Origin of the sequence: Azohydromonas aeria, assembly GCF_009760915.1 — a bacterium.
In the GTDB taxonomy this organism is placed as follows: Bacteria; Pseudomonadota; Gammaproteobacteria; order Burkholderiales; family Burkholderiaceae_C; genus Azohydromonas; species Azohydromonas aeria.
The window spans coordinates 1-12117 of record NZ_VIDQ01000131.1 but is presented as its reverse complement, the minus strand read 5'-3'; the positions used below and the strand labels follow the sequence as shown (position 1 = coordinate 12117).

The following is a 12117-nucleotide window of genomic DNA, read 5'->3' as shown; positions in this document are numbered from 1 at the left end:
AGCGGTATTGGCGAAGTGCTTGCAATGACCATTGCCTACGAAACGGGCAGTATTGAGCGATTTGAAACGCCTGGCGACTTTGCTTCTTATGCTCGCACGGTGGACAGTCGGCGAGAATCGAATGGCAAGAAAAAGGGTTCAGGCAACGCAAAGTGCGGCAACAAGCATTTGGCTTGGGCATTCGTTGAGGCGGCACATTTTGCCATTCGCTACGACGCCACCATCAAGCGCTGGTATCAGAAGAAGTGCGCCAAAACCTTGCCCGTGGTAGCTATCAAGGCAGTGGCGCACAAGCTTGCCAGGGCTTGCTTTCATGTGATGAAGAGTGGCTCCTCATTCGATGCGGGAAAGGCATTTGGATAGCAAGCAACTGATTCAATGGGACAACGGCGGCAGTATTGCCATGGGGTTGGAAGAACCATCAGACCTGATTGCACGCCGCCGTTGATCCCGCCCGATTACAGAGGTTTGCTGCGCCCGCACCGCGAGCCACTTAAGGTTGGATCACTTTTGGGTGAAGCCATGGACCTGTGCGGCTGAAATTTCAGCTGCTTGTTTGGACACGGTGAGGAACAGAAGGTTTTCTGGGGCTGCAAATGCAGCCAGGGGCCTGGCAGCGCGAGTTGCCAAGGTCTTGATCCTGATGGGTGACTGGTGCGCCGCGTGCGCAACCATGAACTGAGAACCAAGTGTGTGGCGAACTTGCTGGGCGGAGATGTTGGTAAAGACGCGCGGGGTGGCGCGGGGATGCGCTCACCCCTATTGACGGAGACGGCTAATGGGTGACCCCATCACGGCTTTAGCCGTCTCTGACAATAGCAGCATCGTTGGAGTCTTGCCTTTTGCCTCGACTGCTTCAGCAAGCCGTTGGGTGAAAACAGGGGAAAAAGGCAAGGCGTGACCTTGAGCATGCTTTAGTCAAGATTCTCCCTCTTGCCAGTTTTCCTGTAGAGCTTGAGTGCCTTTAATACTCCAAGAGAATTGTTTAATTTTGATAGGGAGTCAGCAGCTGCGGCCGACTGTTTGGTGTACATTTCTGCATTAGACTTGATCTCTTTGAGTGCGTCGCGAAGCTCAATGAGTTCTTGCAAGAACTCAAGGTCAACTTCTCCTGAAACGAATCTGTGTCCGCACGAAAGACATAATCTGCCGCGCTGGAAGAAATGAATGTCGGCGTGCTCCGTGTAGTATTTGCGCTGCGCGTAGTCGCTTGTGTCCATGGTGACTTGTGCAGCAGAGATGGCTTTGCAGGTTTTAATTTTCTTGCACCGTGGGCAGTACATATCGGTTCCACCCTTTGATGTTCTCATGGAATGTTTTCTTTGCTTATTAATGGTTCAGGATGACACGTATGCACTATTTTGTTGTTTGAGCAGCGCACCCCGTGCCTGACAAACAAAAAGGCCGGCACCAAGCCGGCCCTTATTCAATTCAGAACGAAGTCCACTCCTCGTTGTCATCCGTCCCCGTCCGGGCAGCGGTATTGGCAGCAGGCGCCGGGGCCGAGTGATCCCGCCTCCCAAACTCCGGCCGCATCACATTCCTCGCCCGATCCGGCCCCCGCCTCTCAGCCCCATCCCAGCCCGCAGTGGCTGGAGTTCCCATGCTCGCCGCCACCGCCCGCGCCGCGGTATTCACGGCGGCCACCGGCCGAATGGCCGCGCCTTCGTGCGCCAGCCGAAACACCGCCACCGCCTGCACCAACTGCTGCGCCTGCGCGCGCAGGCTCTCGGCCGCCGCCGCGCTTTCCTCCACCAGGGCGGCGTTCTGCTGCGTGGCGTGGTCCATGTGCGTCACCGCCTCGCCCACCTGCGCCACGCCCTTGCTCTGCTCGGCGCTGGCCGCGCTGATCTCGCCCATCAGGTCCGAGACGCGCTTCACGGCCGTCACCACCTCTTCCATCGTCTGGCCCGCCTGGTCCACCAGCGACGACCCGTGCTCGACGCGGTCCACGCTGTCGGTGATCAGCGCCTTGATCTCGCGCGCCGCCGTCGCGCTGCGCTGTGCCAGGCTGCGTACCTCGCCCGCCACCACCGCGAAGCCCCGGCCGTGCTCGCCCGCGCGTGCCGCCTCCACCGCGGCGTTGAGCGCCAGGATGTTGGTCTGGAAGGCGATGCTGTCGATCACGCTGATGATGTCGGCGATCTTGTTCGAGCTGCCGGCGATGCCGCGCATGGTCTCCACCACCTGCGCCACCACCGTGCCGCCGCGCACCGCCACGGCCGACGCACCCAGCGCCAGCTGGTTGGCCTGGCCGGCGTTGTCGGCGTTGTGCCGCACCGTCCCGCCCAGCTGCTCCATGGCCGCGGCCGTCTGCTGCAGCGACGAGGCCTGCTGCTCGGTGCGCTGGCTCAGGTCCTGGTTGCCCTGCGCGATCTGCGCGCTGGCCGTGGCCACCCCTTCCGCGTTCTCGCGCACGCGCGCCACGGTGTGGGTCAGCTTGTCCTGCATCGTCGCCAGCGCGCCCAGCAGTTGCGCCGTCTCGTCGCGGCCCTGCGCGCTCACCTCGGCGCCCAGGTCGCCGTCGGCCACGCGCAGCGCCACGTCGCAGGCGCGCTTCAGCGGCCGCGTGATGGAGCGCGTGATGGTCCAGCCCAGCAGCAGCGCCAGCGCCGCCATCACCGCCGTGAAGCCGATGAGCAGGTTGCGCGCGTGCTCGTAGCTGGCCGTGGCCTCTTCGAAGGTGAGCCAGTTGGCGGCGTCCTGCAGCCGGATCGTCTCCTCCACCGCCGCCTGCCAGGCCTGGTTCAGCGCCCGGGCCTCGCCCTGCAGCAGCGCCAGCGCGGGCTCGCGCTGGCCGGCCAGGGCCAGCGCCTGCACTTGGTCGTTGGCGGCGGCGGCGGCCGTGCGGGCCGCGTCGAGCTTGCCCAGCAGCGCCTTGAACTCGTCGCTGGACGGCAGGTCCTTGAGCGCGTCGCGCGAGACGTCGTACACCTGCCGCGCGGTGGCGAGCTCCTCCTGGAGCTTCTGCTGCTGCGCCGCGTCGTCGCCCACCATCACCAGCGTGGGCATGACCCGGCCCACGGTCTGGATCACGTCCTTCAGGCCGTGGCTGTACGCGCCCGCGACGTTGTTCTCCTTGACCACGACCTCCAGGTTGCGCTGGATGCCGGAGAGCTCGTGCAGCGCCAGCCCGGCGCTGGCGAAGCTCATGAGCGTGACCAGCCAGAAAGCCGCGCCCAGGCGCGTCCCGATCTTGAAGTCGGCGAGTTTCATCTTCGTTGTCCTCCCGCGGGTGGCCGCGCACGCGCTGCGGCATGGCCGTGCCGCGGCTTGTCCCGGGACGCACTGTGCAGGAGGGCGCCCGTGCTTGATCTGTGCCAAGTCAAGCCGTGACAAAGTGATTCGGCGGCGCCGTCGTGCCGGCAGCCACCCGGGCATCCCCCGGGCCCCATTCACGGAGGGGAAGCCTTTCATCCGCATCGGACCGATGCTCGTCAGACCCGATACGTCTCGATTCAAAACGGGCTCGGCCGTGGCCGCCTGCCTCTCGACCCCGGCATGGTGCAGCGCGCAAACTGGCCACCATGTTGCAGTGCGCAAGACTGCCGTCGAGGCCGATCCCGGGCCTGGCACCGGCCGCCGTCCGGAGGCCGGCTTGCTGAGCGTCGCCATGCTGGTCGAGGCCGGCATCGCGCCCCGGGTGGCCGAGAACTACGCGCAGCCGCTGGCCGCGGCCTGCGAGCGCTTCGACATCCGCACCCCCGCGCGCGTGGCGGCCTTCGTCTCGCAATGCGCCTTCGAGAGCCGGGGCTTCGTGGCGCTGGAGGAGGGCATGCTGCACCGCACGCCCGAGCGCATCTGCGCCATGTGGCCCGAGTGCGTGCGCGACCTGTCCGAGGCGGAGAGCCTGGTGGGCGCGCCGCAGCGGCTGGCCAACCACGTGCACGCCGGCCGCCACGGCAACGGCGACGCCGCCAGCGGCGACGGCTGGCGCTACCGCGGCCGCGGCCTGATCCGGCTGCTCGGCCGCGCCGTCTACCGCGAGGCCGGCGCGGCGCTGGAGCGCCCCTACGAGGCCAGCCCCGAGCTGGTGGCGCGGCCGCAGGACGCCTGCCTGGCCTCGGCCTGGTACTGGCGCCAGCGCGGCTTCAACGAGCTGGCCGACCGGCTGCAGTTCGACGCCATCACCCGCTTCATTCACGAGCAGGTCTCGCCCATGGGCGGGCTCTACGAGCGCCGCGCGCTGTTCCGCGGCGCGCTGGCGGCGCTCGACGACGTGCGCTGTTGAACCGGCTCAGCCCGGCTGCGAGGCCTCGGCCACGGCGGCCTGGGCCTGGGCCGCCTGGGCCGGCGCCGGCGGCAGGAGCAGCTCGCAGCTGACCTCGGTGCCGCGCCCCGGCTCGCTGTCCACGGCGACGGAGCCGCCGTGCAGCAGCGCCAGGCGCCGCACGATCGACAGTCCCAGCCCCAGGCCCTGGCCCGGGCCCGCCGCGCCGTCCCCGGCGTGCCGGAACACGCCGCCCGGCGGCGGCGCCAGCGGCTCGAACAGCCGCGCGCGCTGCTCGGCCGTCATGCCCGTGCCGGTGTCGCTCACCGCCACGCGCCAGCGCTGCGTGTCCAGCGGCGCGATGCTCAGCGCCACGCGCCCGGCCGCCGTGAAGCGCAGCGCGTTGGACAGCAGGTTGTTGATGATCTGCGCCAGCCGCAGCGGGTCGCCCAGCACCAGCGTCGTGTGCGCGGCGCTGCCCATGTAGAGCTCCAGCGCCACGCCGCGCGCGCGGGCGGGCTCCTCGAACAGCGCCAGGCAGTCCTGCGCCACCGGCGCGATGGCGAAGGGCACGCGCGCCAGGTCCAGGTGCCCGGTCTCCAGCCGCGAGTAGTCCAGCAGATCGTCCACCAGCGCCAGCAGCAGCTCTGCGGAGCGCTCCATGGTGCGCAGCTCCTGCCGCTGCCCCTCGGCGTCGAGCGCCGGCGCCTGCTGCAGCAGCCGGCGCGTGCGCGCCAGCAGCCCGTCGAGCGGGGTGCGGATCTCATGGCTGATGCCCGCGAGGAAGGCGGCCTGCTGGTCGTGCTCCGCGGCCAGGCGCTCGATGGCACGGCGCCGGCGCCGCAGCGCCGTGAAGCTCCACAGCGCCAGGGCGGCCAGCACCGCGTCCAGCACCAGCGTGCCCAGTCCCACGAACCAGGCCGTGCGGCGCCACTCGCGCAGCATCAGCTCCTCCGTGGCGATCGCCACCACCGCCAGCGGCAGCCCCTCCACGGCGCGCGCCGCCACCAGGCGGCTGTCGGAGACGGACGGGTTCGACGGGCGCGGCGCGCGCGTGAAGAGCAGGGCGCCGTGCTCGCCCCGGGCCTGCGCCTCGCGCAGCGCGCGCAGCCCCGGCGCGTCGTGGTAGGAGCGGGTCATCACGCCCAGGCGCTGCGGATGGCGCGCCAGCGGCGTGCCGTCGCTGCGCAGCAGCTGGATCGCGGTGTGGGCGTCGTCGAGGTTGACGGAGCGGTAGAAGCGCTCGAAGTACGCCACCTCGATGCCCGTGATTACCAGGCCGAGCGCGTGCCCGGAGCGCGCGCGGATCTTGCGCGCCAGGAAGAAGGTCCAGCGCCCGGTGTCGCGGCTGAGCACCGGCGCCGACAGGAACGACTGCAGCTCCGGCTGCGCCAGGTGCGCCTTGAAATAGTCGCGGTCGTGCACGTTGACGTGCGGCGGCGGGAAGGCCTGGCTGTTGACCAGCACCTGGCCGTGCAGGTCGATGATGGCGATGTCGCGCGCCACGCCGGAAGACTCCAGGCGCCGCGTCTCCAGGAAGTCGAACATGCGCCGCGACGCCGCCACCTCGCGCAGCCGCTCCTCGCTCTCGCCGGCCTCGTCCTGCACGCGCTCCACGACGCGGGTGAGCACCGCGTCGGCGGTGTGCGCCACCTGCCCGGCATGCTCCGCCACGGTGCCGGCGAAGTTGCCCATGTACAGCTGCCAGGTCTGCAGCGTGTCGGCGCGCTGGCGCCACAGCATCAGCGTGCTGGCCGCGCTCAGCGCCAGCACCACCAGCACCGCGGCGCCCAGCACCAGCCACTCGCGCAGCCGGTCGGGCTGGCGCGAGGCGAGGGCGGAAGCGGCGGGATCGGGCATGGGCGGTGGGCCGCGACGACACAGGCGGGCGGCCGGCGTGCCGGGAAGCGGGGCATCATGGCGCCCGGGTAAACACTTAGCCTTGCCTTTCGGCAAGTCCAGGCCATCGATGGATAAGGAGAAACCCTGATGTTGAAGCCGAGCCTGATCACGCTGGCGCTGCTGCTGCCGGCCTGCATGGCGGCGCGGGCCAGCAACTGCGAGCCGATCCAGGCCGAGATCGAGGCCAAGTTCCGCGCCGGCGGCGTCGAGCGCTTCACGCTGTCCACGGTCGATGCCGAGGCCGAGGTGCCCGGCCGCGTGGTCGGGCGCTGCGACCAGGGGCGCAGGAAGATCGTCTACCTGCCCGGCACCGACGCGCCGGGCGCCGCCACCGCGCCGGCCGCGCCGCGGGCCACCGCCCCGGCGCCGCGCCGGCGCGAGGTCATCACCGAGTGCCGCGACGGTTCGATCGTGGTCAACGGCGAGTGCCCGCGTCAGGCCGATCCGGCGTTCCAGCGCTGAAACCCCACCCCGCGCGCAGCGGCCGCCCGCGTGCGAAGCTGGTTTTCATGAAGAGCACGACCTTGCTGCCCGGCCGCCGCCACGTCCTGAGCAGCCTGGCCGGCCTGGCCGGCGCGGGCCTGGGGCTGGCCGCGCCCGGCGCCGGCGCCCAGCCGTCGGCCACGCCACCGGCGCCCTCCACGACGCCCACGCGCACCATCCCCTCCAGCCGCGAGCGGCTGCCCGTGGTCGGGCTGGGCACCTGGATCACCTTCAACGTCGGCCGCGACACCGAGCTGCGCGAGGAGTGCACGCGCGTGGTCGAGGCCTTCTTCGCCGGCGGCGGGCGGCTCATCGACTCCTCGCCGATGTACGGCTCCTCGCAGGAGGTGGTGGGCCAGGCGCTGCGCACCCTCAGCGCCCGCGACCGCGTCTTCGCCGCCGACAAGGTCTGGATCGGCAACGGCCGCGAGGGCCCGGCGCAGATCGAGGCCTCGCGCAACTACTGGGGCCTGCCGCGCTTCGACCTGCTGCAGGTGCACAACCTGCTGGCCTGGGAGGAGCACCTGCCCACGCTGCAGCGCATGAAGGCCGCGGGGCGGCTGCGCTACGTGGGCATCACCACCAGCGAGGGCCGCCGCCACGCCGAGCTGGAGCGCGTGATGGCCAGCAAGCCGCTGGACTTCGTGCAGCTGACCTACAACCCCGTGGACCGTGAGGCCGAGCAGCGGCTGCTGCCGCTGGCGGCCGAGCGCGGCATCGCCGTCATCGTCAACCGCCCCTTTCGCCAGGGCGATCTCACGCGGCGCCTGGCGCGCCGGCCGCTGCCCGACTGGGCCGGCGCGGAACTCGGCGCCACCAGCTGGGCGCAGCTGATCCTGAAGTTCATCGTCTCGCACCCGGCCGTGACCTGCGTGATCCCGGCCACCACCCGCGTGGCGCACGTGCGCGAGAACCTGGCTGCCGCCGGCGGACGGCTGCCCGACGCGGCGCAGCGCCGGCGCATCACCGCCGAGCTGGAGGCGGCGCTGTGATGCCGGAGTGGTGGAGCTACGTCCCGGCCGACTTCCAGCTGTTCTCGGTGCGCGTCTTCGCGCGGCTGGTCGAGGCCCACAACCGCGCGCTGTGGCCGGCGCAGTGGCTCATGCTCGGCTGCGGCGCGGTGGCGCTGGCCGCGCTGCTGCTGCGCCGGCGCGGCGCGCCGCGGCTGCTGGCGGCGCTGGCCGCGCTGTGGTGCATCACGCTGGCCTGGGATTTCCTGCTGCTGCGCTACGCGCAGATCCACTGGGGCGCGCCTCACATGGCCGTGGGCTTCGCGGCGCAGGCGCTGCTGCTGGCCGAAGTCGCGCGGCGCGACGCCTTCGCGCCGGCGCCCACGCCCGTGGCTCGCGCCGCCGCGCTCGTGCTGCTCGCCGCGGCGCTCATCGGGCTGCCGCTGTGGGCGCCGCTGTCGGGCCTGCCGTGGTGGCGCGCCGAGGTGGTGGGGCTGATGCCCGCGCCCACGCTGCTGGCGCTGCTGGCCGTGGTGCCGCTGGCCACGCCGGCGGCGCGGGCGCTGTTGCTGCCGCTGCCGCTGGCCGGCTGCGCGCTGGAGGCGCTGACGCAGGCCTCGCTGGAGCAGCCCGCCTGGCCGCTGCTGCCGCTGGCGGCGCTGGGGTGCATCGCCGCCATCGCGGCGCCGCGGCGCGGCGCCCGGGCGCCGGCGCGGCGCGGGGCCGTGTCCCGGGCCTGAAAGCCGGAACCGCCCGCCGTGGGCGGACGCACGTCGGGACGGGACGGACTTTCACAGTCCCGACACCCTGTGTTGGCACACCGTGGCGATAGTCGGGTTCCGTGACTTTCCGCCACCGCCCGCTGCCCGCATTCCGCCGCGGCGCCCGCCCGAGGAACCGCCCCTTGAACGACGCTACCGCCCAAACCCTGCTCCAGGGCGAAGCCGACGCCGCCGCGCTGCAGCGCGAGATCGACGCGCTGCGCTCGCGCCTGGAAGAGATCACCGGCAGTCCCTGGCATGCCGGCGATGCCGAGCGGCACCTGCGCGCGCAAAAGGCGCTGCTGCGCACCGTGCTGGACGAGTCGCCGGACTTCATCGTGCTCAAGGACCACGAGGGCAACTTCCTGCTGTGCAACAAGCCGGTGGCCGACTTCTACGGCACCACGCCTGCGGCGATGGTGGGCAAGCACGACGGGCACTTCAGCGCCACGCCGGAGCAGGCCGAGTTCTTCCGGCAGAACGTGCTGGGCATCATGGCGCGCGGCCGCACCGAGGTCGTGATCGAGGAGTCCACCGACGACCGCACCGGCGAGAAGCGCTGGTTCAAGTCGATCAAGAAGCCCTTCATCGGCGACAACGGCCAGCCGCGCATCCTCGTCATCGCGCACGACATCACCGACGTGCGCCGCGCCCAGCAGCAGGTGCAGGAGAGCGAGCGGCGCCTGAGCTACGTGCTCGACACCACCGGCGAGGGCGTGTGGGACTGGGACCTGCGCACCAACGCGCTGCAGCACAACCAGCGCTGGTACCAGATGCTGGGCTTCGAGAAGTCGCGCCTGACGGGCACCGTCAAGGACTTCGAGGACTGCCTGTTCGATGAGGACCGTCCCGCCATCGCGGCGGCGCTGCAGCAGTCGCTCGACGGGCACGGCGCCTATCGGCACGAGCACCGCATGCGGCGCCAGGACGGCAGCGTGATCTGGGTGCTCGACCGCGGCGACGTGGTCGAGCGCGATGCCGAGGGCCGGCCGCTGCGCATGGTGGGCAGCTTCTCCGACATCTCCGAGCGCAAGGCGGCCGAGGCGCTGACGCAGCGCCTGGCCTACTTCGACGCGCTCACCGGGCTGCCCAACCGCAGCCTGATGCAGGACCGGCTGCAGCATGCCGTCGAGCTCAGCCTGCGCACCGGGCAGTTCGGCGCGCTGATGTTCATCGACCTGGACAACTTCAAGGAGCTCAACGACAGCCACGGCCATGCCAGCGGCGACGCGCTGCTGCAGCAGATCGCGCAGCGCCTGCGCGAGGGCCTGCGCGCCAGCGACACGGCCGCGCGCATGGGCGGCGACGAGTTCGTCGTCATCGCCGAGGAGCTGGGCGCCGACGTGGCGGAGGCCGCCACGCATGCCGAGGCCATCGCCGCCAAGCTCATGCACGGCATCGAGCAGCCCTGCGACCTGGGCGGCGCGCTGCACCGCAGCACCGGCAGCATCGGCATCGCGCTGTTCGGCGTGCCCGGCGACAGCGCCGAGGAGCTGCTCAAGCGCGCCGACTTCGCCATGTACCAGGCCAAGGACGCGGGCCGCAACGCGCGGCGCTTCTTCGACCCGGCCATGCAGGAGACGGTGCTGGCGCGCGCCTGCCTGGCCACCGACCTGCGCGCCGCGCTGGAGCGCGGCGAGCTCTTCATCGTGCTGCAGCCGGTGGTGGACGCGCAGGCGCGGCGCGTGGGCGCGGAGGCGCTGGTGCGCTGGCGCCATCCGATGCGCGGGCTGGTGTCGCCGGCCGACTTCATCCCGCTGGCGGAGCAGAACGGGCTGATCGTGGCGGTGGGCCAGCAGGTGCTGGCGCAGGCCTGCGCGCAGCTGGTGGCCTGGTCGCGCCACGAGGACACGCGCGCGCTGACGCTGTCGGTGAACGTGAGCGCGCGCCAGTTCCACCAGCACGACTTCGTGGAGCAGGTGCTGCGCACGCTGGAGGAGGCCGGGGCCGACCCGAACCGGCTCAAGCTGGAGATCACCGAGAGCCTGCTGCTGGCCGACGTGGGCGAGGTGGCGCGCAAGATGGCGCTGCTGCGCGCGCAGGGCGTGCGCTTCTCGATCGACGACTTCGGCACCGGCTACTCGTCGCTGGCCTACCTCAAGCGGCTGCCGCTCGACGAGATCAAGATCGACCGTTCCTTCGTCAACGACGTGCTGAGCGACTGCAACGACGCCAGCATCGTGCAGACCGTGCTGCTGCTGGCGCGCAGCCTGTCGCTCAAGGTGGTGGCCGAGGGCGTGGAGACCGCCGAGCAGCGCGACTTCCTGTCGCAGCACGGCTGCCCGTACTTCCAGGGCTACCTGTTCGGGCGGCCGGTGCCCGCGGCGGAATGGCCGGTGCCGCCGGCCGCGCCCTGACGGGGCGCCAGCACCGTCACCGCCGCAACCAGTCCGGCAGCGCCGCCGGCCGCGGCCTTGCGCGCGGGCACAATGCGGGCCCCTTCCCGAGCCACCACCCGGTTCCGGCCTCGCGCCGGACGCCGCCTCTTTCCCATGGACATCACCGGCCAGCCCCAGCGCATCGTCTGCCTCACCGAGGAGCCCACGGAGGTGCTGTACGCGCTGGGCGAGGAGGGGCGCATCGTGGGCATCTCCGGCTTCACGGTGCGGCCGGCGCGCGCGCGCCAGGACAAGCCGCGCGTCTCGGCCTTCACCAGCGCGAAGGTGGACCGCATCCTGGCGCTGCGGCCCGACCTGGCCATCGGCTTCTCCGACATGCAGGCCGACATCGCGCAGGCGCTGGTCAAGGCCGGCGTGGAGGTGTGGATCGCCAACCACCGCAGCGTGGCCGGCATCCTGGGCTACGTGCGGCGCCTGGGCGCGCTGGTGGGCGCCGCGGCGCGGGCCGAGGCTTATGCGGCGGCGCTGGAGGCGCGCGTCGAGGCCGTGCGCGCGGCGGCGCAGCGCCTGCCGCGGCGCCCGCGGGTGTACTTCGAGGAATGGGACGAGCCGCAGATCAGCGCCATCCGCTGGGTCAGCGAATTGATCCGGATTGCCGGGGGCGACGACATTTTCCCCGAGCGTGCCGCCGCGCCGCTGGGGCGTGACCGCATCGTTGCCGACCCGCGCGAGGTCATCGACCGCCGACCCGACCTGATCTTCGGCTCCTGGTGCGGGAAGAAATTCCGCCCCGAGCGGGTGGCGGCGCGCGAGGGCTACGCGGCCATTCCCGCCGTGCGCGACGGCGAGCTGCACGAGGTGAAGTCGCCGCTGATCCTGCAGCCCGGCCCGGCCGCGCTCACCGACGGGCTGGATGCGCTGCACGCCGTCATCGCGCGCTGGGCCGCGCGCGCGCCGAGCTGAGTGAGGCGGTGCGCCGCGCCGCCGCGGCGCTTCAGTCGCCGGCCGTGTAGCGCCCGATGGACGCCACCGCGGTGTCCAGCGCCGCCTGCAGCGCGGCCAGCTCCGCGGCCGCGCTCCGGCCGGCCTTGAACGCGGCTTCGGCCGCCTCGCAGTGCGCGCGCACCTCGGGCAAGGCCAGGTTGCCGGCCGCGCCCTTGAGCTTGTGGGCCAGGAAGGCCGCGGCCTGCGGCGCGGCGTTGGCCATGTCGCGGGCGCTGTGGGCGTACTCGGCCACGAACATGCGCAGGCAGCGCCGGTACAGCGCCGGATTGCCCCAGATCGCCACGCCCTGCCGCACCGACAGGCCCGGCCACGCCGCGTCGGCGGCGGCGGCGGCGTCGGCGGCGGCCCCGGCCGCCGGCGCGGGCGCCGGTGCCTCCAGCACGGCGGTGCCCTGCGCGCCGGCCGACGCCTCGGCCACAGCCACGCCCATGCCGCCGCTGCCGCCCGGCCGGGCGGTTGCGCCGGCA

The 12117-nt window shown here is 71.4% G+C and carries 11 protein-coding genes; 7 read left to right on the top strand and 4 right to left on the bottom strand.

The features are described 5' to 3' along the window. Positions 1 to 363, top strand: a 363-nt coding sequence (locus FJ694_RS34700; RefSeq protein ID WP_157271403.1) for a transposase, incomplete at its 5' end; no start/stop codon positions are given. A 551-nt stretch (positions 364 to 914) separates the two neighbouring features. On the opposite strand, the gene FJ694_RS34695 is transcribed toward FJ694_RS34700, so the two are convergent. Beyond that, positions 915 to 1310, bottom strand: a complete 396-nt coding sequence (locus FJ694_RS34695; RefSeq protein ID WP_157272084.1) for a hypothetical protein — start codon at positions 1308 to 1310, stop codon at positions 915 to 917. A 121-nt stretch (positions 1311 to 1431) separates the two neighbouring features. Continuing rightward, positions 1432 to 3216: a methyl-accepting chemotaxis protein gene (locus tag FJ694_RS34690; RefSeq protein WP_157272083.1), complete on the bottom strand. Its 1785-nt coding sequence runs from the start codon at positions 3214 to 3216 to the stop codon at positions 1432 to 1434. 382 nt (positions 3217 to 3598) lie between these two features. Between FJ694_RS34690 and FJ694_RS34685 the strand changes: the two genes are divergently transcribed. Beyond that, complete coding sequence (locus FJ694_RS34685; RefSeq protein WP_157272082.1) at positions 3599 to 4231, top strand: glycoside hydrolase family 19 protein; 633 nt, start codon at positions 3599 to 3601, stop codon at positions 4229 to 4231. Positions 4232 to 4237: 6 nt separating this feature from the next. Here FJ694_RS34685 and FJ694_RS34680 read toward each other — a convergent pair whose 3' ends face one another. Beyond that, the gene (locus tag FJ694_RS34680; RefSeq protein ID WP_157272081.1) at positions 4238 to 6070 is read right to left on the bottom strand and encodes a sensor histidine kinase; all 1833 of its coding nucleotides are present in this window, start codon (positions 6068 to 6070) and stop codon (positions 4238 to 4240) included. A 129-nt stretch (positions 6071 to 6199) separates the two neighbouring features. Between FJ694_RS34680 and FJ694_RS34675 the strand changes: the two genes are divergently transcribed. The 5 genes from FJ694_RS34675 to FJ694_RS34655 all read left to right on the top strand — a co-directional run bounded on the left by FJ694_RS34675 (position 6200) and on the right by FJ694_RS34655 (position 11608). Then, positions 6200 to 6574, top strand: coding sequence for a DUF1161 domain-containing protein (locus FJ694_RS34675; RefSeq protein WP_232540359.1), 375 nt, complete (start codon positions 6200 to 6202; stop codon positions 6572 to 6574). A 47-nt stretch (positions 6575 to 6621) separates the two neighbouring features. Further along, positions 6622 to 7587 (top strand): aldo/keto reductase, encoded by a 966-nt coding sequence (locus FJ694_RS34670; RefSeq protein WP_157272080.1) that lies wholly within the window; start codon positions 6622 to 6624, stop codon positions 7585 to 7587. After that, positions 7587 to 8285, top strand: a complete 699-nt coding sequence (locus tag FJ694_RS34665; RefSeq protein WP_157272079.1) for a hypothetical protein — start codon at positions 7587 to 7589, stop codon at positions 8283 to 8285. The genes FJ694_RS34670 and FJ694_RS34665 overlap by 1 nt, the downstream gene beginning before the upstream one ends. Before the next feature lie 164 nt (positions 8286 to 8449). Beyond that, positions 8450 to 10663, top strand: coding sequence for a sensor domain-containing protein (locus tag FJ694_RS34660; RefSeq protein ID WP_157272078.1), 2214 nt, complete (start codon positions 8450 to 8452; stop codon positions 10661 to 10663). A gap of 135 nt (positions 10664 to 10798) precedes the next feature. Continuing rightward, the gene (locus tag FJ694_RS34655; protein WP_157272077.1) at positions 10799 to 11608 is read left to right on the top strand and encodes an ABC transporter substrate-binding protein; all 810 of its coding nucleotides are present in this window, start codon (positions 10799 to 10801) and stop codon (positions 11606 to 11608) included. 31 nt (positions 11609 to 11639) lie between these two features. Here FJ694_RS34655 and FJ694_RS34650 read toward each other — a convergent pair. Further along, positions 11640 to 12117: Hpt domain-containing protein (locus FJ694_RS34650; RefSeq protein WP_157272076.1), on the bottom strand; the 478-nt coding region annotated here is incomplete at its 5' end.